This window comes from Pseudomonas sp. GW822-FHT06D10 (genome assembly GCF_058799535.1).
In genome coordinates, this window is the sequence record NZ_JBXALN010000003.1 from 673115 (window position 1) to 699989 (window position 26875).

A 26875-nucleotide genomic window follows, 5' to 3' on the forward strand; every position below is an offset into this window, starting at 1 on the left:
TGAGGCCCTTGGATAACCGGTTTAAGCCTGTGGATGAATGGGGTGGTTATCCACAGAGGTGGTTTTCCTCAGTTTTGGAGCCCGGTTATCAACTGAGCTGAAGGGCAGTTATTCACAGGGCTTAATCCACAGAAAAAACTGCTTTCCGCTGATAGACGCCCACAGCTCTCCCCCTTCGCCCAGGGCAAAGAACGAAAATGGAAGCTGGATAAGGCGAAAAGACAGGCCGCGAGCGCGACCTGCCGGTGGATAAATGACCGTTCAGGCCAGGTCGCGAGGCCACAAGCGTGGAAACAGCTCATGCTCCAGAGCGGCGCCGGCGGCCAACTGTTCGACCAGGCCGGGGAACTCCGGTGAGGTTCGCCATGGTCTCGGGGCATGGCGCATGTCTTCTCCGAGAAAACGCAGGGAAAACGCCCGCCGCCGTCTATTTCCGCCTACACCGCCGGCCCCATGCAGGGTCAGCATGTGGAAAAACACTGCGTCGCCGGGCTGCAGTTCCCAGCCCAGAATGTTCCATGCTGAACGATCGGCCTCGATGTCCGGAAGATCAGCCAGGCTGCCCTCGGGGAACCACCTGGCCTGGTTGTCGAGAAAGGTTCGCGGCATCAGCCAGGGCCCCAGGTGCGAGCCGGCAATGAACTCCAGGGTCGATTCCCGGGCCACCGGGTCCACCGGCATCCACATGCTGCAGTTCTGCCGGCCTTCGACGTTGTAGTACGGCTGGTCCTGGTGCCAGGGCGTGCGTTGCCGGGTATTGGGTTCCTTGACCAGCAGGTGGTCGTGATACAGGCGAGCCTGGTCGCTGCCCATCAGTTGCGCAGCCACATGGCCAACCCGGCTCTGGAAGATGAACTGCCGATAGGCCGGGTTCTCTTGCCAGTTGCAGAAGTCCTCGAAGAACCAGCCAGGGTCGTCCGGACGGCTGGCGACCTTGGCCCGTTCGCTGGGAAACGCCAGGTTGTGCTCGATCCCCCGCTCCAGCAGGCCGACTTCATCGCTGCTGAACAGTTGGCGAATGCACACAGCGCCATCGCGCTGAAAGGCTTCAATGGTTGTAGGTGGCAACTCGAACGATCCCATGGGTTATCCCTTTTCCTGAGTTCCGATACCGGGCTCGGCGGCGGCCGAGCCGGTGGTATCCGGTTTGATCCATATCCAATAGGCCAGCGACAGCAGCACCAACCAGGCCAGCCCCACATACAGAGCCAGGCGCGTATCGGCAAATGCGCCCAGCACACCGAAGATGAACAACATGAAAACCACGGCACAGGCCTGACCCGCAGTGCCCAGGGGCACCGGGAACTTCAGTTCGTGGATTTCCCTGGCACTCATGCCACGACGCATGGCCATTTGTGACAGCAGGATCATCAGCCAGACCCAGACCACGGAAAAGGTCACCAGTGAGGCAAAGATCAGGAACAGTTCCTGCGGGATCCAGTAGTTGAGCAGCACCCCCAGCAGCAACGCCACCGACATGACCAATACCGTCATCCAGGGCACGCCGAAGCGGGAGGTCCTGGCGAACACTGCCGGCGCCTGCCCGATCGCCGCCATGCCATACATCATTCGCCCGGCACTGAAGATATCGCTGTTGATGGCCGAGACCACGGCGGAAATCACTACGATATTCAGCGCCGTGGCCGCCGAACTGATCCCCAGGCTGCTGAAGATCTGCACGAACGGGCTGCCATGGCTACCGATGCTCGACCAGGGCGCCAGGGTCAACAGAATCAGCAAGGTCAGTACGTAGAAGATCAGGATCCGCAGCGGTACCGAGTTGATGGCCTTGGGGATCATGCGCTGCGGGTCCTTGGCCTCGCCGGCGGTGATGCCGATGACTTCGATTCCACCAAAGGCGAACATGACGATGGTGAAGGAGGCGATCATGCCCTCCACGCCATTAGGGAAAAAGCCGCCGTATTCCCAGAGATTGGCCAGTCCTCCCCGGCTTTGTTCCTCCCCAAGCTGGATGCCGAAGAACAGCAGGGTAAAGCCGCCGACGATCATGGCCACAATGGCGCCAACCTTGAGCAGCGACAGCCAGAACTCCAGCTCGCCGAACACCTTTACGCTGCACAGGTTCAAGGCGCCAATGCCCAGGACAATGCTCAGCACCCAGATCCAGCGGGGAGTATCGGGAAACCACAGGCCCATGTAGACGCCAAATGCGGTGACGTCAGCCAGGCACACCATGAGCATGGAAAAGGCGTAGCTCCAGCCGGTGAGAAACCCCGCAAAACGTCCCAGATAACTGCTGGCGTAATGTCCGAAAGAGCCTGAAACAGGAGTCCTGACTGCCATCTCTCCCAGGGCGCGCATGGTCAGGTAGATGGCTGCGCCGCCAATCAGATAGGCCAGCAGGACCGAAGGCCCCGCCCGTTGAATGGCGGCCGCCGAACCGTAGAACAAGCCTGTGCCGATGGCAGAGCCCAGGGCGATGAAGCGGATGTGCCGGGTGCTCAGGCCACGCTGTAGAACAGTGCCCGCGTCAGCCATTTCAGCTCCTTGAATGCAGGTTCATGAAGACCAGCCGGCTTCCAACCGTCGGCCCAGGCGACGCATGCCGGGGGATTTCCCGAGATGTATAAACCTGTACAAAAAAGGGATGCAAATAGGGAACCAAGTCGGCGTTTACGCGAACTTCTGCGATATGACGGCTATCGGCTGATTAACTGGGGGATAAAGCGGTGATTTTCAGGCAGGCGATGTTACTCAATGTCGCAGCGGGCTGGGATGGGGGATAAAGGTAACGCCCGCAGATGGTATCCCAGAGGGAGTTGTCCACAGGCGCTTGCTCGGAAGGATGATTACTTGCCGATGCAGAAGCTGGAGAAGATCCGCCCCAGCAGGTCATCGGAACTGAAGGCCCCGGTGATTTCCCCCAGCGATTGCTGGGCCTGGCGCAAGTCCTCGGCCAGCAGTTCGCCGGCACCTGCCAGGGTCAACTGTGCCCGGCCATGTTCCAGGGCGGCACTGGCGTAGCGCAATGCCTCCAAGTGCCGGCGGCGCGCACTGAAGCTGCTTTCGGATGTCTGTTCATAGCCCATGCAGGCTTTCAGGTGGTCCCGCAGCAGTTCCAGCCCGCTGCCCGCGGCCATGGCACTGAGGCTGATGGTGACATGGCCATCGTCACAGGTTTCCAGGGCAATGGGTTCACCGGTCAGATCGGCCTTGTTGCGAATCAGCGTGACCTTGGCCGGGTCTGGTCGCTGTTCGAGAAACTCCGGCCACAGGGCGAAGGGGTCCGCTGCTTCCACCGCGGTGGCGTCCACCACCAGCAACACCCGGTCGGCCTCGCTGATGGCCTTGAGGGCCCGTTCGACACCGATCTTTTCCACCTGGTCCTCGGTGTCCCGCAGCCCTGCGGTGTCCACCACGTGCAACGGCATGCCGTCGATGTGGATATGTTCGCGCAGGATGTCCCGGGTGGTGCCGGCGATATCGGTGACGATGGCAGCCTCGCGCCCGGCCAGGGCGTTGAGCAGGCTGGATTTGCCGGCATTTGGGCGCCCGGCGATCACCACGGTCATGCCATCGCGCAGCAAGGCGCCCTGCCCGGCTTCACGCAGTACTGTGGATAACTCGTCACGCACTGCATCGAGCATGCTCAGCACATGGCCATCGGCAAGGAAGTCGATTTCTTCCTCGGGAAAATCGATCGCCGCTTCGACATAGATCCGCAGGGCGATCAGTTGCTCGGTCAAGTTATGCACACGTTGGGAGAACGCCCCTTGCAACGAACGCAGGGCATTGCGCGCAGCCTGTGCCGAACTGGCCTCGATCAGGTCGGCAATGGCTTCGGCCTGGGCCAGGTCCAGTTTGTCGTTGAGGAACGCACGCTCGCTGAATTCCCCCGGCCGAGCCAGGCGGCAGCCCAGTTCCAGGCAGCGCTGCAGCAGCATGTCGAGAACAATCGGGCCGCCGTGGCCCTGCAGTTCCAGCACGTCTTCGCCGGTGAAGGAGTTCGGCCCGGGGAAATACAGGGCAATGCCCTCATCCAGGACTTCTTCTTGCTCACTGAGAAACGGCCCGTAATGGGCAAACCGCGGCTTCAGCTCACGGCCGCTGATGGCTTTGGCTGCCGCGCCCGCCAGGGGCCCGGAAATCCGTACGATACCCACGCCGCCGCGGCCCTGGGCGGTAGCAATGGCAGCGATGGTTTCACGAGGGACATTCATAACCCGACATCCAGACAAAAGTGACAGATAGCAAAACGCCCCACTAGGGGGCGTCTTGTGTGGTTATCCACAGCGTAGGTCAGGCAGCTGCTTTCTTGGTAGCCGCTTCGATCTTACGAGTGATGTACCACTGTTGAGCGATCGACAGGCAGTTGTTCACTACCCAGTACAGCACCAGACCCGCCGGGAACCACAGGAAGAAGAAGGTGAAGATGATCGGCATCATTTTCATCACCTTGGCCTGCATCGGATCCGGAGGCGTCGGGTTCAGCTGCTGCTGGATGAACATGGTGGCGCCCATGATGATCGGCAGGATGAAGAACGGATCCTTGATCGACAGGTCGGTAATCCACAGCATGAACGGTGCCTGGCGCATTTCCACACTTTCCAGGAGTACCCAGTACAGGGACAGGAAGACCGGCATCTGCACCAGGATCGGCAAGCAGCCGCCCAGCGGATTGATCTTCTCTTTCTTGTACAGCTCCATCATCGCCTGGGACATTTTCTGACGATCGTCGCCGAATTTTTCCTTCAGCGCGGCCAGTTTCGGAGCCACTGCACGCATGCGTGCCATGGACTTGTAGCTGGCAGCCGACAGTGGGAAGAAGATCCCCTTGATCAGCATGGTCAGGAAGATGATCGACCAGCCCCAGTTACCCACCAGGCTGTGGATATGTTGCAGCAGCCAGAAGATCGGCTGGGCAATGAACCACAGGAAGCCGTAGTCCACGGTCAGTTCCAGGCCTGGGGACAACTCTTTCAGCACGGCCTGGCTTTTCGGGCCGGCATACAGAATGGCACTGGTTTCAGCCTTGGCACCCGGAGCAACGGTCATCGAAGGGCCGGTGTAGCCGATGATGTAGTTGCCTTTGCTGTCTTTACGCGCCAGAACCTGGTTGTTCTCGCCTTTTGGCGGAATCCAGGCGGTTACGAAGTAGTGCTGCAGCCAGGCAACCCAACCACCCTGAACATTTTCAGTGATGGGTGCCTTGGATTTGTCCTCGTTCACCTTGTCCATGTCTTTCATGGACACTTTTTTGTACGGCTCGGAACTTGTCCACAGGGCGGCGCCCAGGTAAGTCGCGGTGCCGGTGGCGGTGCTGGAGGATGGATCGGAACTGGCGTCGCGCTTGAGCTGGGCGAACATCGCACCGGTCCAGGGCTGCGCGCTTTCGTTGTCGATCAGGTAGGAAACGGTGATGTCATACAGGCCACGCTTCAGGGTGAAGCGCTTGATGTAGTTGACGCCGTCCTTGCTGAACTTAAGGTCGACCACCAATTGGTCCTGACCGTCAGCCAGTTGATAACTTTTCTTCTCGGCCGAGTAGATCGGGCGACCGGCCGGGCTTGCGTCCGGGCCGTTGCTGCCAATCAGGCCACTTTGTGCCAGATAAGTCCGCTCGTTGCCGTTATCGAACAGCTGGAACGGGATTTCCGGGTGGTCCTGACGACGTGGATACAGTGGCAAACGCAGTTGCGCGATATCCCCACCTTGTGGATCGACAGCCAGGTCGAGCACATCCGTTTTGATCTGAATGAGATCTTTGCTTGCCGCTACAGGCGCTTCAGCGGGTGCGGTGGTGTCGCTTGCCGCGCGCGGAATGTCGTCGTTGGCAGCGGAAGTGCCTGTTGGCGCATCCGGCAAGCCCGGGGCGGTCGTGCTGGAAGCAACATTCTGAGTCGGCAGGGCAGCTTGGCCATAATCCTGGTTCCATTTAAGAACCATGACATAGGACACGATTGCCAGGGCGACGATCAGGATCGTGCGTTTGATATCCATGATTACTCGGCCATCGAAGAAGAACGGGAGGTAGGGATAGGTGGAACCGGGTCATAACCACCGGGATTCCACGGATGACAGCGACCTAAACGACGAAAGGTCAGCCAGCCACCGCGCAGAAGGCCATGATTTTCGATGGCTTCCAACGCGTAGCAGGAACAACTGGGGTAGAAACGACAGTGATTGGCCATCAGAGGACTAATGGCATAGCGGTAAAACTGGATCGGAACGAGTGCCAGTTTACGCATCGGGACTGTCTACCCCTACAGTTTCGGAGTTGGCTGCTGGTACCGGCTTGTTGCGTGCCAGGCGTTTCCAGAGTTTGCCGAAATGCTGAATCAATTCGGGGTTTTCTACATCGCCCAAACCTTTGCGCGCGACGATAACGATATCCCATCCGACCAGTGAGTCCTGGTGGAGACGAAACGATTCGCGCATCAGACGCTTGAGGCGATTGCGCTCAACGGAGAGTTTTACGCTCTTTTTCCCGATCACGAGCCCCAGACGGGGATGATCAAGATCGTTGTTGCGCGCAAGGAGCAGGAGATTTTTCCCCGGAACCTTGCCGGTAGGGGAGTCAAAGACCGCCTTGAAGTGCCGGGGAGTAAGCAGACGCTTTTCCCGACTGAAGTCCTGACTCACCTCCAGTGCCGGATTATCAAACTGCCAGACGCGCACGACCTTTGGCGCGACGACGCGACAGGACGGCACGACCGTTCTTGGTAGCCATGCGAGCACGGAAACCGTGGGTACGAGCGCGTTTGATAGTGCTTGGTTGGAAAGTACGTTTCATGTCGTGTTACCTGGTTCGTCCACAACGGGCCGGAATGGCCCCCGTTTTAAGAGATCGGCGATTCTAGAGAAAGCAAGCCTCTAGGTCAATTTCCAACCAGCTTTTCCTTTATCTATGTATGTCCGGGTACGGGGTTGTGAGCCAGGGTCGGCTAGATATAAAAATAAAGAAGGAAAGTATTTAAAGCTTTTCTGTAAAGCTTATAAAGACTAGGGACGTCCTCATCTGTGGATAACTGACTCAAGCCCTTCTAGTCCGTACTGTACAGAGAATGACAACACGGTTGAGAAACGGTGTCCTGCCTGTGCTGCGCCATCGGAAAACCTGTGTGTGGAACGGTCGGTTATCCACAGGCGAGTTATCCACAGAGTTTCGCCCCGAGTTGTGCAATGGCCTCAAGTGGGGTTATCCACAGAGCTTATGCACATACCGCTGGTCGTGTTTATTCGGGGTAAGGCGTTGATTCTTAGTGTCCTGAGGACACGCTACATGTGGATAAGTGGGCGGCTGATCGCTACAATGGCCGCTTGTTTTTGCCTCACCGGCTTTCAACTTAGGGGATATCCGTGTCAGTGGAACTTTGGCAGCAGTGCGTGGAGCTTCTGCGTGATGAGCTGCCTGCCCAGCAATTCAACACTTGGATCCGTCCGCTACAGGTCGAAGCCGAAGGCGACGAGTTGCGTGTATACGCACCGAATCGTTTTGTTCTCGATTGGGTCAATGAAAAGTACCTGGGGCGTGTGCTCGAGCTGCTGGATGAACACGGCAACGGCATGGCACCGGTTCTTTCCTTATTAATAGGCAGCAAACGCAGTTCGGCGCCTCGCGCCGCACCTAACGCGCCACTGGCCGCTGCCGCTTCGCAAGCGCTGCAAGCCGCAGCAGCCAATGCTGCCCCGGCGGCTGCTCCCGCGCCCACTCCGGCACACACTTCTGCCCCGGCCAAGAAAGCCGCCGCACAGAAGGCTGCCGAAGTCAGCGAAGAACCCTCTCGTGACAGCTTCGACCCGATGGCGGGCGCCAGCTCGCAGCAGGCACCGGTACGCGCCGAACAGCGTACCGTCCAGGTAGAGGGCGCGCTCAAGCACACCAGCTACCTGAACCGCACTTTCACCTTTGAGAATTTCGTCGAGGGTAAATCCAACCAGCTGGCCCGCGCGGCGGCCTGGCAGGTGGCGGACAACCCCAAGCATGGCTACAACCCGCTGTTCCTTTATGGTGGCGTCGGCCTGGGTAAGACCCACTTGATGCACGCTGTGGGTAACCACCTATTAAAGAAGAACCCGAATGCCAAGGTCGTGTACCTGCATTCCGAGCGATTCGTGGCGGACATGGTCAAGGCGTTGCAGCTCAACGCCATCAACGAATTCAAGCGTTTCTACCGTTCGGTCGATGCGCTGCTGATCGATGACATTCAATTCTTCGCCCGCAAGGAGCGTTCCCAGGAAGAGTTTTTCCACACCTTCAACGCCCTCCTCGAAGGCGGCCAGCAGGTGATTCTCACCAGCGACCGCTACCCGAAGGAGATCGAAGGCCTGGAAGAGCGCCTCAAGTCGCGCTTCGGCTGGGGCCTGACGGTGGCCGTCGAACCGCCTGAGCTGGAAACCCGGGTGGCGATCCTGATGAAGAAGGCCGACCAGGCCAAGGTCGAGCTGCCTCATGATGCAGCGTTCTTCATTGCCCAGCGCATTCGCTCCAACGTCCGTGAACTGGAAGGTGCCCTAAAACGGGTCATCGCCCACTCGCACTTCATGGGCCGCGATATCACCATCGAGCTGATTCGCGAATCCTTGAAGGACCTGCTGGCGCTGCAGGACAAGCTGGTGTCTGTGGATAACATCCAGCGCACCGTCGCCGAGTACTACAAGATCAAGATTTCCGATCTGCTGTCCAAGCGGCGTTCCCGTTCGGTGGCCCGCCCGCGTCAGGTGGCCATGGCCCTGTCCAAGGAACTGACCAACCACAGCCTGCCGGAAATCGGCGATGTGTTCGGCGGTCGCGACCACACCACGGTTCTGCACGCCTGCCGCAAGATCAATGAACTTAAGGAATCCGACGCGGACATCCGCGAGGACTACAAGAACCTGCTGCGTACTCTGACCACTTGATGACTCCAACGCAGCTTATTAAGGCAAGGGACTAGACCATGCATTTCACCATTCAACGCGAAGCCCTGTTGAAACCCCTGCAACTGGTCGCCGGCGTCGTCGAACGCCGCCAGACCTTGCCGGTGCTTTCCAACGTGCTGCTGGTTGTCGAAGGCCAGCAACTGTCGCTGACCGGTACCGACCTGGAAGTCGAGCTGGTCGGTCGTGTGCAACTTGAAGAGCCAGCCGAGCCGGGGGAAATCACCGTTCCCGCGCGCAAGCTGATGGACATCTGCAAGAGCCTGCCCAACGATGCCCTGATCGATATCAAGGTCGACGAGCAGAAGCTGGTGGTGAAGGCCGGGCGTAGCCGCTTCACCCTGTCGACCCTGCCGGCCAACGACTTCCCGACTGTGGAAGAAGGCCCGGGCTCGCTGACCTGCCAGCTGGAGCAGAGCCGACTGCGCCGCCTGATCGAACGCACCAGCTTCGCCATGGCCCAGCAGGATGTGCGCTACTACCTCAATGGCATGCTGCTGGAAGTGTCCGCCGGGATCATCCGCGCCGTGGCCACCGACGGTCACCGTCTGGCCATGTGCTCGATGCAGGCGGACATCGGCCAGCCGGATCGCCACCAGGTGATCGTGCCGCGCAAAGGCATCCTGGAACTGGCGCGCCTGCTCACCGAGCCCGATGGCAACGTCAGCATTGTCCTGGGTCAGCACCACATCCGTGCCACCACCGGCGAATTCACCTTCACCTCCAAGCTGGTGGACGGCAAGTTCCCGGATTACGAGCGCGTGCTGCCCAAAGGCGGTGACAAGCTGGTACTGGGTGATCGCCAGGCGCTGCGCGAAGCCTTCAGCCGTACCGCGATCCTGTCCAACGAGAAGTACCGCGGCATCCGTCTGCAACTGGCCAATGGTCAGCTGAAGATCCAGGCCAACAACCCGGAGCAGGAAGAAGCGGAAGAAGAAGTGGGCGTGGAATACAACGGCGGTTCCCTGGAAATCGGCTTCAACGTCAGCTACCTGCTGGACGTGCTGGGCGTGATGACCACCGAACAGGTTCGCCTGATCCTGTCCGATTCCAACAGCAGTGCGCTGGTGCAGGAATCCGACAACGACGACTCGGCTTACGTTGTCATGCCGATGCGCCTGTAATCATGCTCAGCAGAAGCTAGATGTCCCTCAGTCGCGTCTCGGTCACCGCGGTGCGCAATCTGCACCCGGTGACCTTCTCCCCCTCCCCCCGCATCAACCTTCTCTACGGCGCCAACGGCAGTGGCAAGACCAGCGTGCTGGAAGCCATCCACCTGCTGGGGCTTGCCCGCTCGTTCCGCAGTGCCCGCCTGTTGCCGGTGATCCAGTACGAGCAGCTGGCCTGCACGGTGTTCGGCCAGGTGGAGTTGGCCCAGGGCGGCCATAGCAGCCTGGGGATATCCCGTGATCGCCAGGGGGAATTCCAGATCCGCATCGACGGTCAGAATGCCCGCAGCGCGGCGCAGTTGGCCGAGATCCTGCCGCTGCAGTTGATCAACCCGGACAGCTTTCGCCTGCTGGAGGGGGCACCGAAGATCCGTCGGCAGTTCCTGGATTGGGGAGTGTTCCATGTGGAACCACGCTTCATGTCCACCTGGCAGCGCTTGCAGAAGGCCCTGCGGCAGCGGAACTCATGGCTGCGGCATGGTACACTTGACGCCGCTTCGCAAGCGGCCTGGGACCGGGAACTGTGTCAGGCCAGCGCTGAAATCGATGAATACCGCCGCGCTTATATCAAAGCCTTGAAACCAGTCTTTGAGCGGACCTTGGGCGAACTGTTGCAGCTCGAGGGCCTGACGCTTAGCTATTACCGTGGTTGGGACAAGGACCGGGAGCTCAGTGAAGTGCTCGCGACCGCCCTCCACCGTGACCAGCAAATGGGTCATACCCAGGCCGGCCCACAACGTGCTGATTTGCGTCTGCGCTTAGGCGGACACAACGCCGCGGACATCTTGTCCCGTGGCCAGCAGAAGCTGGTGGTCTGTGCCTTGCGCATTGCCCAGGGGCACCTGGTGAGCCAGGCTCGCCGCGGTCAGTGTATTTATCTGGTGGATGACTTGCCGTCCGAGCTGGACGAGCAGCATCGCCGCGCACTTTGTCGCTTGTTGGAAGACTTACGCTGCCAGGTGTTTATCACCTGTGTAGACCACGAATTATTGAGGGAAGGCTGGCAGACGGAAACGCCAGTCGCTTTGTTCCACGTGGAACAAGGCCGTATCACCCAGACCCACGACCATCGGGAGTGAAGGCATGAGCGAAGAAAATACGTACGACTCGACCAGCATCAAGGTGCTGAAAGGTTTGGATGCCGTACGCAAACGTCCCGGTATGTACATTGGCGACACCGATGACGGCAGCGGTCTGCACCACATGGTGTTCGAGGTGGTCGATAACTCCATCGACGAAGCGCTGGCCGGCCATTGCGACGACATCAGCATCATCATCCACCCGGATGAATCCATCACCGTGCGCGACAACGGTCGCGGCATCCCGGTAGATGTGCATAAAGAAGAAGGCGTTTCGGCGGCAGAGGTCATCATGACCGTGCTCCACGCCGGCGGTAAGTTCGACGATAACTCCTACAAGGTCTCCGGCGGTCTGCACGGCGTAGGTGTATCGGTAGTGAACGCCCTGTCCGAGGAGCTGATCCTCACCGTGCGCCGTAGCGGCAAGATCTGGGAACAGACCTATGTCCACGGTGTTCCGCAAGAGCGGATGAAGATCGTTGGCGACAGCGAAACCACCGGTACCCAGATCCACTTCAAGCCTTCGGCTGAAACCTTCAAGAACATCCACTTCAGCTGGGACGTCCTGGCCAAGCGGATCCGTGAACTGTCCTTCCTCAACTCCGGTGTCGGCATCGTCCTCAAGGACGAGCGCAGCGGCAAGGAAGAGCTGTTCAAGTACGAAGGCGGCCTGCGGGCATTCGTTGAATACCTGAACACCAACAAGACTGCGGTCAACCAGGTGTTCCACTTCAACATCCAGCGTGAAGACGGCATCGGCGTGGAAATCGCCTTGCAGTGGAACGACAGCTTCAACGAGAACCTGTTGTGCTTCACCAACAACATTCCTCAGCGCGACGGCGGTACCCACCTGGTGGGCTTCCGTTCGGCCCTGACCCGTAACCTGAACAACTACATCGAGCAGGAAGGCCTGGCCAAGAAACACAAGGTCGCCACCACTGGTGACGATGCTCGTGAAGGCCTGACCGCGATCATCTCGGTGAAGGTGCCGGATCCGAAGTTCAGCTCCCAGACCAAGGACAAGCTGGTTTCTTCCGAAGTGAAGACCGCGGTCGAACAGGAAATGGGCAAGTACTTCTCCGACTTCCTGCTGGAAAACCCCAACGAAGCCAAGTTGGTGGTGGGCAAGATGATCGACGCTGCCCGCGCTCGTGAAGCGGCGCGTAAAGCCCGTGAAATGACTCGCCGCAAAGGCGCGCTGGATATCGCCGGCCTGCCGGGCAAACTGGCGGACTGCCAGGAAAAGGATCCGGCCCTGTCCGAACTCTACCTGGTGGAAGGTGACTCTGCTGGCGGTTCCGCCAAGCAGGGCCGCAACCGCAAGACCCAGGCGATCCTGCCGCTCAAGGGCAAGATCCTCAACGTCGAGAAGGCACGCTTCGACAAGATGATCTCCTCGCAAGAGGTGGGCACCCTGATCACCGCGCTGGGCTGCGGCATCGGCCGTGAAGAGTACAACATCGACAAGCTGCGTTATCACAACATCATCATCATGACCGATGCTGACGTTGACGGTTCGCACATCCGTACCCTGCTGCTGACCTTCTTCTTCCGTCAGTTGCCGGAGCTGATCGAGCGCGGCTACATCTACATCGCCCAGCCGCCGCTGTACAAGGTCAAGAAAGGCAAGCAAGAGCAATACATCAAAGACGACGACGCCATGGAAGACTACATGACCCAGTCGGCTCTGGAAGATGCCAGCCTGCACTTGAACGAAGAAGCCCCGGGGATCTCCGGCGAGGCGCTGGAGCGCCTGGTCAACGACTTCCGCATGGTGATGAAGACCCTCAAGCGCCTGTCGCGCCTGTACCCGCAGGAGCTGACCGAGCACTTCATCTACCTGCCGGCCGTGACCATGGAGCAACTGTCCGACCACGCCGCCATGCAGGATTGGCTGGCCAAGTACGACGCCCGCCTGCGCACTTCCGAGAAGTCCGGCCTGGTCTACAAGGCCAGCCTGCGCGAAGACCGTGAACGCAATGTGTGGCTGCCAGAGGTCGAGCTGATCTCCCACGGCCTGTCCAACTACGTCACCTTCAACCGCGACTTCTTCGGCAGCAACGACTACAAGACCGTCGTCTCCCTCGGTGCTCAACTGAGCACCCTGCTGGACGAAGGCGCGTATGTTCAGCGCGGCGAACGCAAGAAAGCCGTCACCGAGTTCAAGGAGGCCCTGGACTGGCTGATGGCGGAAAGCACCAAGCGCCACACCATCCAGCGATACAAAGGTCTGGGCGAGATGAACCCTGACCAGCTGTGGGAAACCACCATGGACCCAAGCATGCGCCGCATGCTTAAAGTGACCATCGAAGACGCCATCGGCGCCGACCAGATCTTCAACACCCTGATGGGTGATGCGGTCGAGCCTCGTCGCGACTTCATCGAAAGCAACGCCCTGGCGGTGTCCAACCTGGACTTCTGATCCGGGGGCACAGCTGGAAATAAAAAGGCCGACGCTTAGCGTTGGCCTTTTTATTGGATGGAGTAAATAAGGACGTTGATCTTGGCAGGTACAAACAGCCACCTATTCGATGAAGTACCCTACCCCATCGCCTGGCGTTTCAATGCCGTGGACTGTGGCCTGAGTGCTGACGACAAACAGCAAGTCGTACTGTTTGATCAGGTAGCGTCAAAGGCGCTATGGGACTGGTTCATTCCAGTGCCCAGCCTTATCACAGCGCAGAGGTCATATTTTCCTTCGAGGAAAACTTCTTTTACGTGCAGTTCATGAGGCCCATGGCGGCGCCTCGGTGAGATGGAATGGATACCTCGACAGCACAGTTTCACAAGATCATTTTCAAGCTCACCGTCGACGCCGACGGTTATCCACCGGTGGAGTATGAGTCGATTTGGGGCATTCAACGGGGGGCGGATGTCTACCAGTTGGATAACACGCCCTACTATCTCTATGGCGTTAGCAAGGGGGACTGGGTGCTGACTCGCGCTGAGGCCCATGAGCGGATCGCGACTGTCGTGGTGCGGCAATCCGGGCACTCGACGCTGCGGGTTTTTGCCGAGCGCGAGTCAGAGCGCTCGGGGATTGTGCAGCACCTGCGCAGCCTTGGCGCCCGGTGCACGGTTACCCGGGGCCTGTCGCTGTTCACTGTGGATATCGCGCCCGAGGTCAGTTTTTGCGCAATCGACCAATACCTGGCCTCCATCTCCGACGACCAACATGTCGCCTATGAAGATGCCTGTTTACAGCACGAGGCCATTGAGCCTGCGCGCCTGAGCGAGTGCTCTTCACTGGCCTCACTTGAGTGCGTCACCTGGCGGGATCACTAGGTGCTGTGCTGGCACCTGAGCTGCGAGACGCTCCGGCCATCGAACAGGCGCGTTCGAGATGTGTTTATCGATCAGTTGACCCCGCTACGCGGCTGAGCCGGTTCGGCTCATTTCACCCTTTGTAGAAACAGCAATCGCACGGAAATGGGTTATGGATGATGAAAACCAGGAAATATCGATTCGGGTTGTTGCGGGGCAGAATAGCCGTGGCCCGGTCTATGAGCCGCTGCATGTCCGGCGCATTGATGAGGACAGTTACGAGATTCTCTATTCTCCAGGGCTGGCGCTGAACCTGGCCAAGGGCGACATCATTTCGATCAAGGATCCGCAGGCCCCCGCCGTGGTGCTCAAGCGTGGCGGCAACTTCTGCATCCATATCTATTCGGATCACATCCCTGAAGAACACATCATGGCCCTGGCGGCGGATGTGGCGAGCGAATTGGGTGGCATGCTCGACGGGCGCTACAAGGGCAATCTGACATTGTCGGTGCCGGCGCGAAGCGGCATGGACAACATCGCCCTGTTCTTCAACCGCTTTCGCGAGACCACGGGCAGCGAGTGGTACTACGCCAACATCTATAAAAACCTCGATGACACCGATGACGAGACCCTGCTCGATTGGTGGCTGGCCCTATGAACGAAAGACAGCAGCTTATCTGTGAACGCTACGACCTTGCTCCCCAGGCCCCGGAGCCGATGATTGCTCTGGCCATAGGCTCCCTTGCGCAATCGCCCATCTATGGCACCCGGGTCGAGTTGCCGGAAAACGGCACGGTCAGTTGGTTTATCCACTGCGGCGAACATTCCACTGCGGTGGATTTCTACCAGCCTCTGTGTGCCGAGCATCTGCTCGAGCTGTTGCCGGAGGTGATCGATTACCTGTACCTGCCGAGCGGGACGCGTTTCATCATCGACCGCGCCGGCTATGAAGATGTCTGGCGGGACCCGGAATGATATCAAGCCGCTTTTGAAGGCAAGCAGTCAGCTGCCCTGTTCTTCAGGCGACGCGACACTTTCCAGGCGGTAGCCATAGCCGTAGATCGTCAACAGCTGCCAGCCGCGATCCGCGGTCAGCCCGAGTTTGTTGCGCAAGCGGTAGATGTGGGTATCCAGGGGCCGTGAGGAAACGATTTCCTCATGGGTCCAGAACCGTTCGTACAGGTACTCCCGGGACAGCGGCCGGCCCAGGTTGGCGAACAGGCAGCGGGCCAGGCGGTACTCGCGCTCGGTAAGGCTGATGGGAGCGCCGGCGCGGGTGACGGTCAGTTCCGCATCATCGAAGCTCAGGTCGTTGAAACTCTGCACTTCTTCGCTGTGGTTGCGCTGCAAGCCATGGCGGCGCAGTACCGCGTTGACCCGGGCCTTGAGTTCGTTGGGGCGAAACGGCTTGCTCAGGTAGTCGTCGGCACCGGTGTTCAGGGCCTGGACGATATCGCTCTCGGCATCGCGGCTGGTGAGCATGATGGCCGCGGGCGGCGAATCCATGTGTTCCCGGGTCCAGCGCAACAGGGACAGGCCGCTGAGGTCCGGCACTTGCCAGTCGAGGATCAGCAGGTCGAAGGTTTCCCGGCGCAACTGGCGCAGCAGGTCTTCTCCGCGCTCGAAGCTGTGCAAGGTCCAGGGCTGTTCGCCGGGGCCGGGAATCTCTCGCAGTGTCTGTTCCACCCGCGCCAGTTCCGCAGGTTCGTCATCCAGTATCGCGACACGCATGCGAGGCAGTTCCTTATGGTTCCAAGAGCGCCCGGGGCCGTGGCTGCCGGGCTCGGACTGAGGGGAAGTTTAGGCACCTGGCCTGAATCTGAACAATTGTGGCGAATTGCTCTTGAGCCCCGGGTCCCTCGGTACGCTGATATCAAATAGCCGGTAAGGCGCCCGGAGCACGGGCCGTCGGGCTATTGAGCAGCACGATACCGGCTCGTACAAACAAGGAAAAGAACCATGGGGAACCTGCTCAGGAAAGGCCAGGTCGCGCTTGTCAGAATATTCAGCGGCGATGATCCGGTGCGTCTTCTCAGTTTGATGCTGGCGGCTTATCTGGGAATCAGTGCCTGTACCGTGCCAGCGTCCACAGCGGGCTGCTGTCAGCCCTCCGGCATCGGGCAATACCCGGCGTTTGCCCTGCCCGCCGGCAGTGACTCCAACCTGACCCTGGACGCCGAGCCCGTGATCGGTCGGACAGCGCTACCCACGAACCTGCAGCCACCGGCCCCGCGCTGGGTGTTCTAGAGGCCGCGGCAATGATTCTGAACAAATATTGCAAATCCGTCGCAGCTTTGCGGCCAGCGTTACATTGCTTCCCGCTGAGTGGCACACGGGGGCACCTGGAAGTGCTCCGACACAGGGAGTGTCAACCGCCAGGCTGGCGGGACAACGCGCGCGCGCGTGCGTCGTTGAAGGGGAATACAGGGAGTGCCTCCTCAGGACTTTGGGCCGGGCGACCTGTCGCTCCGGTTCCGACACAGGGACGTGTCACTTTCTTCTCGCCCTGTCCTGTTTCCGCCCTCGCCCGACCGGGTTCCTGTCTTTGGGCGACATCCCGCAGCGTCCGGCTTTCTGCCAACGATCTGCCTCAGGTATGGTGCGTAGGATTTCGCCGCGGTTTTCCCAAAGGCTCTAAGCACATCCATGAATGACCTCTGCCCTTTTCCGTCCACCGGCCGGCCTCAGGTCGCGCGTGTCGCCCTGCTGTTGGCCGGGTTGATTCTGCCGTTGTGTGCGGCACAGGCGGCTGCGCCACGGCTGCCCTATATCGATGACAACCAGCAGTGCCGTGGTCAGCCCCTGCCGGCGACGGTGGAACACCTGACCGGCGAAGCCTGGAAACTGGACGCCAAGGGACGCGAGGTGCTCCTGCAGGAAGGCATGAGCATCGATGAGAAGGAAGGGGTCAGGACCTCGCCGTCGGCCTTCGTCAGCCTGTCCCTGGGAGACGGTTCGCGGGTGGTGCTGCCTTCCAGTTCCCAGGTCACCCTGCAACTCAATAACCGGTACGCCATCCCTCAGGTTGTGCTGGAGCAGGGCCAGATCGAGTCCTACGTGATCAAGCGCACCAGTGATCACGACCGTTTCCAGATCGTTACGCCGGTGGGCGTGCTGGGGGTTCGCGGTACTCACTTCCGGGTACGCAATGACGATCAGCAATCCCTGGTGGAGGTGCTCAATGGCCAGGTGGCAGTGAATCGCGAAGAGGACGCGCCGCAGCCGGGACCGCGGCGTACGCGTCAGCGCCCTGTGGATAAACCGGCAGGCCCGGTGCCGGGTGAAGTCCAGGTCATGGCGCGCCAGGGGCTGCGGATCCAGAAACAGGGCGAGCTCAAGCCGGTGGAACTGCTGGCCGCGCCGAGGCTGCTGGGGCAGTCTGGGCAGACCGGTGCCCTGCCCGTCTGGCAACTGATCCTGCAACCTTTGCCCGGTGCCAGCCGCTACCGGGCCCAGGTCGCCACCGACAAGGACTTCCTGAACATCAAGCAGGAGCAGTTCTCCAGCACCCCGCAGGTCAACTTCACCGGCTTGCAGGCATTTTTTTATCACGTGCGTCTTTCGGCGTTCGATGAGCACGGCCTGGAAGGCGAAACCGGGGTCTATGACATCTTTTATTACCCCAGGACCACCCGTGTTGAATAACGCTCCGGTGGGCCGTCCATGAGCGTGTGGCGCCGTCGGGCCGAAGGCCGTGAACCGACCCAGGCTCAGCGCCTGTTCCGCGGGCTGGTGCGGGAGTGGCTGTGGGTCAGCCTGATTCTTCTGCCGCTGACTGCGGTGTTGTCCCTGAGCCACGGCCTGGCCCTGAACAATCTGTTCTACGACAACCTGCGGCGCTTCACCCCGCTACCGGTGGACCCGCGCATCCTGCTGGTGACCATCGACGACTACAGCTTGCAGCAACTGGGGCGCTGGCCCTGGCCGCGGGCCATGCATGGCCAACTGCTGGACCGGCTGAGCGCGGCCGAGGCCAAAGGGGTGCTGTTCGATGTGATCCTCAGTGAACCCGGCAGCACGGTGGAAAACGACACCCGCCTGGCTGCCGCCCTGTGCCGGGCCGGCAATGTGTTCCTGCCGGTGCTGCGCCAGGGCGTTGCCCGCTATGGCCAGGACATTGAGGAAATCCCGCCGGTGCCGCTGCTGCGCAATTGCGCCCGCGGCCTGGGCCATATCAATGCCGAAGCGGATGCCGATGGCACGGTGCGCAGCGTGTACCTGCGCGAAGGCCCGATGCTGGCTCCCCGGGCGCAACTGACATGGCTGCTGTACCAACTGACCGAAGCCGAGCCGGCATTTCCCCATATGCCCGGGCCCGGTGAACCTCGCGTGGCCCAGGGGTGGCTGCGGTCCAACCCGGTGCGCATTCCCTTTATCAGCGCCGACGCCGGCTTTCCCAGCGTGCCCTATGTCAGCGTGCTGCGGGGCGAAGTGCCGCCGGAGCTGCTGCGCGACCGGCTGATCCTGGTGGGCTCCACGGCCCCGGGGCTGGGGGACCGCTACGTGACCCCGCAATCCGGCAGCCAGGGCACCACCCCGGGGGTGGAGATCCAGGCCAACCTGCTCAACGGCCTGCTCCAGCATCGCAGCGTGGTTGCCCTGGGCCAGTGGTCGGGGATGCTGCTGTCCATGGCCCTGACCGCTGTGTTGCTGGGCCTGTTGCTGTGGCGGCCGCGCCACGCGCTGTGGATAACCCTGGGTTGCATGGGGCTGGGCCTGGCGGGCTCGGTATTGATGCTGCGGCTGGGCTACTGGTGGTCGCCGGTGGCCAGCCTGCTGGGCATGCTGCTGGCCTACCTGATCTGGAACTGGCGCCGGCTGAGCGTGATCCTGGCCTACTTCGGCTGGGAACTGGCGCGCCTGGACAGCGAGCCCAAGGTGTTGCCGGAACGCCGGCGCAGCCAGGCCCCGGCCGGGGATGTGCTGCAGGGGCAGATCGTCGCTCTGGAGCAGGCCCTGAGCCGCACCCGGGACACCCGGCGTTTTATCGCCGATGGCCTGGAGTACCTGCCGGTGGCGACCCTGATCAGCGACCCCGACGGCAAGATCCTGCTGGCCAACCGCAATGCACGGGAAGTGTTTGCCCATTCCCTGGTGGGTGAAGGGCTGATTGCCCAGTTGGCCGCCCTGGGTTACCCGGGCCTGACGGAACCGGCCTTGTACCCCCGGCTGGAACAACTGCCGGCGGTGGAGTTCCGTGATGTTCAGCAGCGCAGCCTGCGCATGGAACTGGCGCCGCTGCTGCCGGTGGACAGCGATACCGCCATTGGCTGGCTGCTGAGCCTCACCGACCTCAGCGTCGAGCGCGACGCCGAACAGCAACGCAGCGTGCTGTTGCGCTTTCTGTCCCATGATCTGCGCGCGCCCCATTCGGCGATCCTGGCCTTGCTGGATGTGCAGCGCCATCAGCCGGCGACGCCCCGGCAGGTGTACGGCCAGATCGAACAGCAGGTACGCCGGGCCTTGGCTCTGACCGAGGCCTTCGTGCAGTTGGCCAAGGCCGAGTCGGAGGCCTACCAGTTCGAACCGAGCATGTTCGCCATGCTGGTCCTGGACGCCTTCGATCAGGCCACGACCCTAGCCCAGTTGAAGGACATTCACCTGGAGCATGACCTGGACGACGAGGCCGAAGGCCTGGTGCTGGCGGACCAGTCGCTACTGACCCGGGCGCTGTTCAACCTGCTGGAAAACGCCATCAAGTACAGCCCGGTGGAGTCCAGGGTGAGTGTTCGGGTCAGTTGTACCCCAGGCTGGCTGCGCTGCGAGATCACCGATGAAGGCCGGGGTATCGATGCCGCGGATCTGCCCCAGCTGTTCGGCCAGTACCAGCGCTTTGCTTCGGCCAAGGGCATTGATGGCCTGGGCCTGGGTTTGTCCATGGTCAAGGCGGTGGTGGACCGGCATCAGGGCCGTATCAGTTGCCAGAGCGTGGTGGGTCGGGGCTCTTGCTTCATCCTCGAACTGCCTTTGCTGGAGGAATGAAGGGCCGGGAATATCCCAGGTGAAAAAAACCGGCTCCAAGGCCGGTTTTTTTGTCTGCTGAAAAACTTATGCACGTTTTTCCACATTTTATGAGCTTGGGAAATATATATATAAATCAGTGATTTATAATTCGATTTCAAGCCTTGTAGGAAAAGTCGTACACAGGTTATCCACAGAAGCTCATACAGCAACCTTATCCGTAGAAGTGGCCAATGGTGGCAATGAGCCCATATCCCGTTGAGCCTGTTCATTCCAGGCCGCCACCCGGTCATTGAGCTCGGCGATGGCCCGCGGGCCGCTGCCTTCGGCATACATCGGCGCGCCGATGGTCACGGTGATGGTGCCGGGGCGCTTGGCCCAGCCGGTCTTCGGCCAGAACTTGCCCGCGTTGTGGGCCACCGGCAGCACCGGCAGGTCGGCATTCACCGCCAGGGCGCTGCCGCTGCGGGAAAACTTGCCGATCTGGCCGTAAGGCACGCGGGTGCCTTCAGGGAAGATCAGTACCCAGACATTGTCCTTGAGCAACTCGTCGCCCTTGCTCGCCACCTGCTTGAGGGCAGCCTTGGGGTTGTCCCGGTCAATGGCGATGGGCCGCAGCATGGCCATGGCCCAGCCGAAAAACGGCACATACAGCAGCTCGCGCTTGAGCACCTGGCTCAGGGGCTCGAAGTAGGCCGAGAGAAAGAAGGTTTCCCAGGTGCTCTGGTGATTGGAAACGATCACGCAAGGCCGCTCGGGGACGTTTTCCGCGCCCTTCACTTCCACGCGGATATTGAGGAATACCTTGGTCAGCCACAGCGCGCAGCGACACCAGTAGACGTTGATAAAGCGATAGCGCGCCTTGAATGGGAGGAACGGCGCGATAAAAAAGCTCAGGGAGCACCACAGCAAGGAACTGGTGCCCAGTAGCAGGTAAAAGAAAAAGGTTCTGATGGCCTGCAGGATCGACATAGCGGCATTTACCATTGCGGGCATTGCCCGCCTGTTAAAAAGCGCTCTCCCGAACAGTCCTTGGTCAGGATGCCAGAAGGGGCCTAATTGTGGATAAGTTCAGCGGCAACGGCCGCCAGGTCGTCAAAAATCAAGGTGCCTACCGGCAGGGTTTTCCCCAGAGTCTTTTCGCCTTTCCCGGTCTTTACCAATACTGGCTGAGAGTCGACGGCTTTTGCGGCTTCCAGGTCACCGAGACTGTCACCGACAAACCATAGACCTGTCAGTTCTGCCTGGTAATGCTCGGCAATGGTTCGCAGCATGCCCGGTTTCGGTTTGCGGCAGGCGCACCCTTCGTCGGGCCCATGGGGGCAGTAGACGATCAGCCCGACTTCGCCGCCCTGCTCCGCCACCAGTTCGCGCAGGCGCGCGTGCATGGCATCGAGGGTGGCCAGGTCGTAGTAGCCGCGAGCGATGCCGGACTGGTTGGTGGCGATCGCCACCGTCCAGCCGGCCTTGCTCAACTGCGCAATGGCTTCGATCGCGCCGGGGAGCGGAATCCACTCCCGCACCGATTTGATGTAGGCATCGGAGTCGTGATTGATCACGCCGTCACGATCGAGTATCAGCAGTTTCACAGCAGTTCCCTACCTGATCAGCTCAGTACCGAAATGTCGGCCACGCCCAGGAACAGGCCCCGCAGCCGCGCCAGCAGCGCGTAGCGGTTGGCCCGTACATTGGCGTCCTCGGCATTGACCATCACCGCCTCGAAGAAGGCGTCCACCGGCTCGCGCAGGGCGGCCAGGCGGGCCAGGGTCTCGCTGTACTGGCGGGCAGCGGCCATGGGCTGTACAGCCTGGTCCGCTTGCTGGATCGCCGAGTACAGGGAGAACTCGTTGGCGTTGTCGAAGTACTTGGCTTCGATGGTGGTCGGCACATTGCCTTCGATCTTGCTCAGCAGGTTCGACACGCGCTTGTTCACCGCAGCCAGGGCGGCGGCTTCCGGCAGCTTGCGGAAGGCCTGCACGGCTTGCACGCGCTGGTCGAAGTCCAGGGCCGAACCCGGCTTCAGGGCACGCACCGAGAGGTAGGTGGCCACATCCACGCCTTCGTCTTCGTAACGGGCACGCAGGCGGTCGAAGATGAACTCCAGCACCTGGTCGGCCAGGCCGGCGGCCTTGACCTTGCTGCCGAAGGCGCTGACGGCGAAGGCCACGGCGTCGTTCAGGTCGAGGTCGAACTTCTTCTCGATCAGGATCCGCAGCACGCCCAGTGCCGCGCGACGCAGGGCGTAGGGGTCCTTGCTGCCGGTGGGCAGCATGCCGATGCCGAAGATCCCCACCAGGGTGTCCAGCTTGTCGGCGATGGCCACGGCGGCACCGGTCACGGTGCTGGGCAGCTCGGCGCCGGCGCCACGTGGCATGTACTGCTCGTTCAGGGCCAGGGCGACATCTTCCGGCTCGCCGTCATTGAGGGCGTAGTAGTAGCCGGCGATACCTTGCATCTCCGGGAACTCGCCGACCATCTCGGTGGCCAGGTCGCACTTGGACAGCAGGCCGGCGCGTGCGGCGCGCTGGGCGTCGCCGCCGATGCGCGGGGCAATGAAGGCGGCCAGCTTGGAGATCCGCTCGGCCTTGTCGTAGACGCTGCCGAGTTTTTCCTGGAAGACCACGTTCTGCAGGCGCAGGTTGAAGTCTTCGAGCTTCTGCTTCTTGTCCTGCTTGAAGAAGAACTCGGCGTCGGTCAGGCGTGGGCGCACGACTTTCTCGTTGCCCTCGATGATCTGGCGCGGGTCCTTGCTCTCGATGTTGGCCACGGTGATGAAGCGCGGCAGCAGCTTGCCGTCCACGTCCAGCAGGCAGAAGTACTTCTGGTTGTCCTGCATGGTGGTGATCAGGGCTTCCTGGGGCACTTCGAGGAAGCGCTCCTCGAACGAGCACACCAGTGGCACCGGCCATTCGACCAGGGCAGTCACTTCGTCCAGCAGGTCCGCCGGGACGATCGCCGTGCCTTCCTGCAGGGTCGCCAGTTCCGCGGTGCGCTTGCTGATCAGCTCGCGACGCTCGTTGGCGTCGGCCAGCACGTAGGCGGCACGCAGGTCGGCCAGGTAGTTGGCCGGCGCGGTGATGCGCACGCTTTGCGGGTGGTGGAAGCGGTGGCCGCGGGAGTCGCGACCGGCCTTCTGGGCGAGGATGGTGCAGTCGATGACCTCATCGCCCAGCAGCATCACCAGCCATTGAGTCGGGCGCACGAACTCTTCCTTGCGCGCGGCCCAGCGCATGCGCTTGGGAATCGGCAGGTCGTTCAGCGAATCTTCGACGATGGTCGGCAGCAGGCTGGCGGTCGGCTTGCCCTTGATGCTCTGGCTGTAGCGCAGTTTCGGGCCGCTCTGGTCGATCTCGCTGAGTTCGACGCCGCACTTCTTGGCAAAGCCCAGGGCCGCCTGGGTCGGGTTGCCTTCAGCATCGAAGGCTGCCTGGCGTGGCGGGCCGTCGAGGTTGATGCTGCGATCCGGCTGCTGGGTGGCCAGTTGGGTGATCAGCACCGCCAGGCGCCGTGGCGCGGCGTATACGTGCTTGGCCTGGAAGCTCAGGCCGGCGCTCTGCAGGCCTTTTTCGATGCCGGCCAGAAAGGCTTCGGCCAGGGTGTTCAGGGCTTTGGGTGGCAGTTCTTCAGTGCCCAGTTCAACCAGAAAATCTTGCGCACTCATTGTGCCGCCTCCAACTTAGCCAACACTTCATCACGCAGGTCCGGGGTTGCCATCGGGAAGCCCAGTTTGGCACGGGCCAGCAGGTAGGCTTGCGCAACGGAACGCGCCAGGGTGCGCACACGCAGGATGTACTGCTGGCGTGCGGTGACCGAGATGGCCCGGCGTGCATCCAGCAGGTTGAAGGTGTGCGAGGCCTTGAGGACCATTTCATAGCTCGGCAGCGGCAGTGGCTGATCCAGCTCGATCAGGCGCTTGGCTTCGCTTTCGTAGAAATCGAACAGTTCGAACAGCTTCTCGACGTTGGCGTGTTCGAAGTTGTAGGTCGACTGCTCCACTTCGTTCTGGTGGAACACATCGCCATAGGTGACCTTGCCGAACGGGCCGTCGGCCCACACCAGGTCGTATACCGAATCCACGCCCTGCAGGTACATGGCCAGGCGTTCCAGGCCATAGGTGATTTCACCGGTCACCGGGTAGCACTCGATGCCACCGGCTTGCTGGAAGTAGGTGAACTGAGTCACTTCCATGCCGTTGAGCCAGACTTCCCAGCCCAGGCCCCAGGCGCCCAGGGTCGGCGATTCCCAGTTGTCCTCGACGAAGCGGATGTCGTGCACCAGCGGGTCCAGGCCCACGTGCTTCAGGGAACCCAGGTACAGCTCCTGGAAGTTCTCCGGGTTGGGCTTCAAGACCACCTGGAACTGATAGTAGTGCTGCAGGCGGTTGGGGTTTTCGCCGTAGCGGCCGTCAGTCGGGCGACGACTGGGCTGCACATAAGCGGCGTTCCAGGTTTCCGGGCCGATGGCCCGCAGGAAGGTAGCGGTGTGGAAAGTGCCGGCGCCTACTTCCATATCGTAGGGCTGAAGTACCACACAACCTTGCTCGGCCCAGTACTGCTGGAGGGCGAGGATCAAGTCTTGGAAGGTACGCACGGCTGGCGTAGGCTGGCTCACGAAATTCACCTGTTACTTGGGCTGCGATTTAAGGAGCGGGAGTATACCCGATTCAGTCCTGCGCACGCCCACTGGAGCCTTATGCCACGCTGCTTTTGGTGTTCCGAAGATCCGCTGTACATGGCTTATCACGATCAGGAGTGGGGCGTGCCGCTGCGCGATGGGCAGCGCTTGTTCGAGTTGTTATTGCTCGAAGGGTTCCAGGCCGGGCTGTCATGGATCACCGTGCTGAAGAAGCGCGAGCACTATCGCCAGGTGCTGTTCGGCTTCGATGTGCAGCGCGTGGCGCAGATGAGCGATGCCGAGATCGACGACCTGATGCAGGACCCGGGCATCATCCGCAACCGCCTCAAGCTCAACGCCGCGCGGCGCAACGCCCAGGCCTGGCTGGAGCTGGAAGACCCGGTGGCCTTTCTCTGGGCCTTCGTCGGTGGCGTGCCGAAGATCAACCATTTCAAGGACCGCAGCGAAGTGCCGGCGGTGACGCCGGAGGCCGAAGCCATGAGCCGCGGCTTGCGCAAGGCCGGCTTCACTTTCGTCGGCCCGACCATCTGTTATGCGCTGATGCAGGCCTCGGGGATGGTCATGGACCACACCCTGGACTGTGATCGGTACGCCATCCTGGCCGATGCGTGGTTAGAATAGCCGGCTGGCGACACGCTTCATGACCAAGATCAGGAGTCATTTGTGGATAAGTTCAAAGGCGCCCTGCTGGTGGGTGCTCTGCGGTTGTTTGCCCTGCTGCCCTGGCGCGCGGTGCAGGCGGTCGGCGCAGCCATCGGCTGGATCATGTGGAAGACGCCCAATCGTTCCCGCGAGGTGGTGCGTATCAACCTGGCCAAGTGTTTTCCACAGATGGACCCGGCGGAACGCGAGCGCCTGGTGGGCCAGAGCCTGAAGGACATCGGCAAGTCCCTGACCGAAAGCGCTTGCGCCTGGATCTGGCCGGCCGAGCGTTCCATTGCCCTGGTGCGTGAAGTCGAGGGCCTGGAAGTACTCAAGGACGCCCTGGCCTCGGGCAAGGGCGTGGTTGGCATTACCAGCCACCTGGGCAACTGGGAAGTGCTCAACCACTTCTATTGCAGCCAGTGCAAACCGATCATTTTCTACCGTCCGCCCAAGCTCAAGGCGGTTGACGAACTGCTGCGCAAGCAGCGGGTGCAACTGGGCAACCGCGTGGCGGCTTCCACCAAGGAAGGCATCCTCAGCGTCATCAAGGAAGTGCGCAAAGGGGGGGCAGTGGGCATCCCCGCCGACCCGGAACCGGCCGAGTCCGCCGGGATCTTCGTGCCCTTCTTCGCCACCCAGGCCCTGACCAGCAAGTTCGTGCCGAACATGCTGGCCGGCGGCAAGGCGGTCGGCGTGTTCCTCCATGCCCTGCGCCTGCCCGACGGCTCGGGCTACAAGGTGATCCTCGAAGCGGCGCCGGAAGACATGTACAGCACTGATACCGAAACCTCCTGCGCGGCCATGAGCAAGGTGGTCGAGCGTTATGTGGGGGCCTATCCAAGCCAGTACATGTGGAGCATGAAACGCTTCAAGAAGCGCCCGCCTGGCGAGGCGCGCTGGTACTGAGGGAGCTGGCACGATCTGTGGATAACCCCGCACCGGGAGTTATCCACAGCACACCGAACAAGGGCGCAGAAGATGTCCGATCATCGCAAGTCGTTCCGCATCAAGATTTCCCACGAAAGCATCGGCGAATGCCTGGGGCAGACCCGCAACCTGTCCGCCAGCGGCGTCTATGTACAGAGCCCGGCCCTGGCAAGACTGCCCAAGGGCGCGGTGGTCTACGGCCAGGTCCAGGGCCTGCCGGTGACGGCGCCGCGGGTGCGCATGGAAGTGGTGCAAGTGGACGCGGAAGGGATCGCCCTGCGCTACCTGTGAAATAGCCCCGTAGCCGCTGCCGAG

General features: G+C 61.0%; 25 protein-coding genes. 13 read left to right on the top strand and 12 right to left on the bottom strand.

All coding sequences use genetic code 11. From position 1 onward, the window contains the following. Nucleotides 1–261 precede the first annotated feature (261 nt). From AC1RL5_RS13045 to rpmH, 7 genes are all read right to left on the bottom strand, one after another. Nucleotides 262–1083, bottom strand: a complete 822-nt coding sequence (locus AC1RL5_RS13045) for a phytanoyl-CoA dioxygenase family protein (RefSeq protein ID WP_015637576.1) — start codon at nucleotides 1081–1083, stop codon at nucleotides 262–264. 3 nt (nucleotides 1084–1086) lie between these two features. Then, nucleotides 1087–2499, bottom strand: a complete 1413-nt coding sequence (locus tag AC1RL5_RS13050; protein WP_103407645.1) for an amino acid permease — start codon at nucleotides 2497–2499, stop codon at nucleotides 1087–1089. Between the two features lie 311 nt (nucleotides 2500–2810). Beyond that, nucleotides 2811–4181 carry a tRNA uridine-5-carboxymethylaminomethyl(34) synthesis GTPase MnmE gene (gene mnmE / locus AC1RL5_RS13055; protein ID WP_093405774.1) on the bottom strand — a complete coding sequence of 457 codons (1371 nt, stop codon included), beginning with the start codon at nucleotides 4179–4181 and terminating at the stop codon, nucleotides 2811–2813. Between the two features lie 79 nt (nucleotides 4182–4260). Beyond that, nucleotides 4261–5961 (bottom strand): membrane protein insertase YidC, encoded by a 1701-nt coding sequence (gene yidC, locus AC1RL5_RS13060; RefSeq protein ID WP_011064394.1) that lies wholly within the window; start codon nucleotides 5959–5961, stop codon nucleotides 4261–4263. Between the two features lie 2 nt (nucleotides 5962–5963). Beyond that, a complete protein-coding gene (yidD, locus tag AC1RL5_RS13065) occupies nucleotides 5964–6209 on the bottom strand; it encodes a membrane protein insertion efficiency factor YidD (RefSeq protein WP_003213574.1) in 246 nt (81 codons plus the stop codon). Next, nucleotides 6202–6603 (bottom strand): ribonuclease P protein component, encoded by a 402-nt coding sequence (gene rnpA, locus AC1RL5_RS13070; protein ID WP_026020269.1) that lies wholly within the window; start codon nucleotides 6601–6603, stop codon nucleotides 6202–6204. The genes yidD and rnpA overlap by 8 nt, the downstream gene beginning before the upstream one ends. 16 nt (nucleotides 6604–6619) lie before the next feature. Then, nucleotides 6620–6754, bottom strand: a complete 135-nt coding sequence (gene rpmH, locus AC1RL5_RS13075) for a 50S ribosomal protein L34 (RefSeq protein WP_003213577.1) — start codon at nucleotides 6752–6754, stop codon at nucleotides 6620–6622. A gap of 566 nt (nucleotides 6755–7320) precedes the next feature. Between rpmH and dnaA the strand changes: the two genes are divergently transcribed. The 7 genes from dnaA (at nucleotide 7321) to AC1RL5_RS13110 (ending at nucleotide 15367) form a co-directional block, all read left to right on the top strand. Then, nucleotides 7321–8862 (top strand): chromosomal replication initiator protein DnaA, encoded by a 1542-nt coding sequence (gene dnaA / locus AC1RL5_RS13080; protein WP_072451923.1) that lies wholly within the window; start codon nucleotides 7321–7323, stop codon nucleotides 8860–8862. 38 nt (nucleotides 8863–8900) lie between these two features. Next, nucleotides 8901–10004 carry a DNA polymerase III subunit beta gene (gene dnaN, locus AC1RL5_RS13085; protein WP_011058392.1) on the top strand — a complete coding sequence of 368 codons (1104 nt, stop codon included), beginning with the start codon at nucleotides 8901–8903 and terminating at the stop codon, nucleotides 10002–10004. 20 nt (nucleotides 10005–10024) lie between these two features. Next, nucleotides 10025–11128, top strand: coding sequence for a DNA replication/repair protein RecF (recF, locus tag AC1RL5_RS13090; RefSeq protein WP_011058393.1), 1104 nt, complete (start codon nucleotides 10025–10027; stop codon nucleotides 11126–11128). Nucleotides 11129–11132: 4 nt separating this feature from the next. Then, nucleotides 11133–13550: a DNA topoisomerase (ATP-hydrolyzing) subunit B gene (gyrB, locus tag AC1RL5_RS13095; protein WP_011058394.1), complete on the top strand. Its 2418-nt coding sequence runs from the start codon at nucleotides 11133–11135 to the stop codon at nucleotides 13548–13550. A 338-nt stretch (nucleotides 13551–13888) separates the two neighbouring features. Then, nucleotides 13889–14413, top strand: coding sequence for a DUF4265 domain-containing protein (locus AC1RL5_RS13100; protein ID WP_072451924.1), 525 nt, complete (start codon nucleotides 13889–13891; stop codon nucleotides 14411–14413). Nucleotides 14414–14564: 151 nt separating this feature from the next. Continuing rightward, nucleotides 14565–15050, top strand: coding sequence for a DUF4265 domain-containing protein (locus AC1RL5_RS13105; RefSeq protein WP_011058396.1), 486 nt, complete (start codon nucleotides 14565–14567; stop codon nucleotides 15048–15050). Continuing rightward, the gene (locus AC1RL5_RS13110; RefSeq protein ID WP_169892327.1) at nucleotides 15047–15367 is read left to right on the top strand and encodes an immunity protein Imm33 domain-containing protein; all 321 of its coding nucleotides are present in this window, start codon (nucleotides 15047–15049) and stop codon (nucleotides 15365–15367) included. The genes AC1RL5_RS13105 and AC1RL5_RS13110 overlap by 4 nt, the downstream gene beginning before the upstream one ends. A gap of 27 nt (nucleotides 15368–15394) precedes the next feature. Here the strand turns inward: AC1RL5_RS13110 and AC1RL5_RS13115 are convergent, their stop codons facing one another. Next, a complete protein-coding gene (locus AC1RL5_RS13115; protein ID WP_011058398.1) occupies nucleotides 15395–16123 on the bottom strand; it encodes a response regulator transcription factor in 729 nt (242 codons plus the stop codon). A gap of 228 nt (nucleotides 16124–16351) precedes the next feature. On the opposite strand from AC1RL5_RS13115, the gene AC1RL5_RS13120 reads away from it, so the two are divergent. The 3 genes from AC1RL5_RS13120 (at nucleotide 16352) to AC1RL5_RS13130 (ending at nucleotide 20374) form a co-directional block, all read left to right on the top strand. After that, nucleotides 16352–16639: a hypothetical protein gene (locus AC1RL5_RS13120; RefSeq protein WP_019095588.1), complete on the top strand. Its 288-nt coding sequence runs from the start codon at nucleotides 16352–16354 to the stop codon at nucleotides 16637–16639. A gap of 399 nt (nucleotides 16640–17038) precedes the next feature. Continuing rightward, complete coding sequence (locus tag AC1RL5_RS13125) at nucleotides 17039–18037, top strand: FecR family protein (protein WP_492589291.1); 999 nt, start codon at nucleotides 17039–17041, stop codon at nucleotides 18035–18037. 18 nt (nucleotides 18038–18055) lie between these two features. Beyond that, the gene (locus AC1RL5_RS13130) at nucleotides 18056–20374 is read left to right on the top strand and encodes a CHASE2 domain-containing protein (protein WP_492589290.1); all 2319 of its coding nucleotides are present in this window, start codon (nucleotides 18056–18058) and stop codon (nucleotides 20372–20374) included. Between the two features lie 180 nt (nucleotides 20375–20554). Here the strand turns inward: AC1RL5_RS13130 and AC1RL5_RS13135 are convergent, their stop codons facing one another. The 4 genes from AC1RL5_RS13135 to glyQ all read right to left on the bottom strand — a co-directional run bounded on the left by AC1RL5_RS13135 (nucleotide 20555) and on the right by glyQ (nucleotide 24964). After that, nucleotides 20555–21325, bottom strand: coding sequence for a lysophospholipid acyltransferase family protein (locus tag AC1RL5_RS13135; RefSeq protein WP_041114926.1), 771 nt, complete (start codon nucleotides 21323–21325; stop codon nucleotides 20555–20557). A gap of 83 nt (nucleotides 21326–21408) precedes the next feature. Continuing rightward, on the bottom strand, nucleotides 21409–21942 hold the full coding sequence (gene gmhB, locus AC1RL5_RS13140) for a D-glycero-beta-D-manno-heptose 1,7-bisphosphate 7-phosphatase (RefSeq protein WP_265577685.1): 534 nt from the start codon (nucleotides 21940–21942) through the stop codon (nucleotides 21409–21411). Nucleotides 21943–21959: 17 nt separating this feature from the next. Beyond that, entirely contained in the window at nucleotides 21960–24014 is a 2055-nt protein-coding gene (gene glyS / locus AC1RL5_RS13145; protein ID WP_015633612.1) for a glycine--tRNA ligase subunit beta, read from the bottom strand. Further along, nucleotides 24011–24964, bottom strand: a complete 954-nt coding sequence (gene glyQ, locus AC1RL5_RS13150; protein ID WP_003177094.1) for a glycine--tRNA ligase subunit alpha — start codon at nucleotides 24962–24964, stop codon at nucleotides 24011–24013. The genes glyS and glyQ overlap by 4 nt, the downstream gene beginning before the upstream one ends. Nucleotides 24965–25045: 81 nt before the next feature. Between glyQ and AC1RL5_RS13155 the strand changes: the two genes are divergently transcribed. The 3 genes from AC1RL5_RS13155 to AC1RL5_RS13165 all read left to right on the top strand — a co-directional run bounded on the left by AC1RL5_RS13155 (nucleotide 25046) and on the right by AC1RL5_RS13165 (nucleotide 26851). Next, the gene (locus tag AC1RL5_RS13155; RefSeq protein ID WP_072451928.1) at nucleotides 25046–25609 is read left to right on the top strand and encodes a DNA-3-methyladenine glycosylase I; all 564 of its coding nucleotides are present in this window, start codon (nucleotides 25046–25048) and stop codon (nucleotides 25607–25609) included. Nucleotides 25610–25651: 42 nt separating this feature from the next. Then, on the top strand, nucleotides 25652–26539 hold the full coding sequence (locus AC1RL5_RS13160; RefSeq protein WP_011058405.1) for a lysophospholipid acyltransferase: 888 nt from the start codon (nucleotides 25652–25654) through the stop codon (nucleotides 26537–26539). A gap of 72 nt (nucleotides 26540–26611) precedes the next feature. Beyond that, nucleotides 26612–26851, top strand: coding sequence for a PilZ domain-containing protein (locus AC1RL5_RS13165; RefSeq protein WP_011058406.1), 240 nt, complete (start codon nucleotides 26612–26614; stop codon nucleotides 26849–26851). Nucleotides 26852–26875 lie beyond the last annotated feature (24 nt).

Coding starts and splice junctions, on each gene's coding strand:
- AC1RL5_RS13155 (WP_072451928.1), top strand. CDS start 25,046: ATGCCACGCTGCTTTTGGTGTTCCGAAGATCCGCTGTACATGGCTTAT.
- rpmH (WP_003213577.1), bottom strand. CDS start 6,754: ATGAAACGTACTTTCCAACCAAGCACTATCAAACGCGCTCGTACCCAC.
- AC1RL5_RS13110 (WP_169892327.1), top strand. CDS start 15,047: ATGAACGAAAGACAGCAGCTTATCTGTGAACGCTACGACCTTGCTCCC.
- AC1RL5_RS13130 (WP_492589290.1), top strand. CDS start 18,056: ATGAGCGTGTGGCGCCGTCGGGCCGAAGGCCGTGAACCGACCCAGGCT.
- AC1RL5_RS13105 (WP_011058396.1), top strand. CDS start 14,565: ATGGATGATGAAAACCAGGAAATATCGATTCGGGTTGTTGCGGGGCAG.
- yidD (WP_003213574.1), bottom strand. CDS start 6,209: ATGCGTAAACTGGCACTCGTTCCGATCCAGTTTTACCGCTATGCCATT.
- mnmE (WP_093405774.1), bottom strand. CDS start 4,181: ATGAATGTCCCTCGTGAAACCATCGCTGCCATTGCTACCGCCCAGGGC.
- AC1RL5_RS13100 (WP_072451924.1), top strand. CDS start 13,889: ATGGATACCTCGACAGCACAGTTTCACAAGATCATTTTCAAGCTCACC.
- dnaN (WP_011058392.1), top strand. CDS start 8,901: ATGCATTTCACCATTCAACGCGAAGCCCTGTTGAAACCCCTGCAACTG.
- AC1RL5_RS13120 (WP_019095588.1), top strand. CDS start 16,352: ATGGGGAACCTGCTCAGGAAAGGCCAGGTCGCGCTTGTCAGAATATTC.
- gyrB (WP_011058394.1), top strand. CDS start 11,133: ATGAGCGAAGAAAATACGTACGACTCGACCAGCATCAAGGTGCTGAAA.
- glyS (WP_015633612.1), bottom strand. CDS start 24,014: ATGAGTGCGCAAGATTTTCTGGTTGAACTGGGCACTGAAGAACTGCCA.
- recF (WP_011058393.1), top strand. CDS start 10,025: ATGTCCCTCAGTCGCGTCTCGGTCACCGCGGTGCGCAATCTGCACCCG.
- AC1RL5_RS13165 (WP_011058406.1), top strand. CDS start 26,612: ATGTCCGATCATCGCAAGTCGTTCCGCATCAAGATTTCCCACGAAAGC.
- AC1RL5_RS13135 (WP_041114926.1), bottom strand. CDS start 21,325: ATGTCGATCCTGCAGGCCATCAGAACCTTTTTCTTTTACCTGCTACTG.
- AC1RL5_RS13125 (WP_492589291.1), top strand. CDS start 17,039: ATGAATGACCTCTGCCCTTTTCCGTCCACCGGCCGGCCTCAGGTCGCG.
- AC1RL5_RS13115 (WP_011058398.1), bottom strand. CDS start 16,123: ATGCGTGTCGCGATACTGGATGACGAACCTGCGGAACTGGCGCGGGTG.
- AC1RL5_RS13050 (WP_103407645.1), bottom strand. CDS start 2,499: ATGGCTGACGCGGGCACTGTTCTACAGCGTGGCCTGAGCACCCGGCAC.
- yidC (WP_011064394.1), bottom strand. CDS start 5,961: ATGGATATCAAACGCACGATCCTGATCGTCGCCCTGGCAATCGTGTCC.
- AC1RL5_RS13045 (WP_015637576.1), bottom strand. CDS start 1,083: ATGGGATCGTTCGAGTTGCCACCTACAACCATTGAAGCCTTTCAGCGC.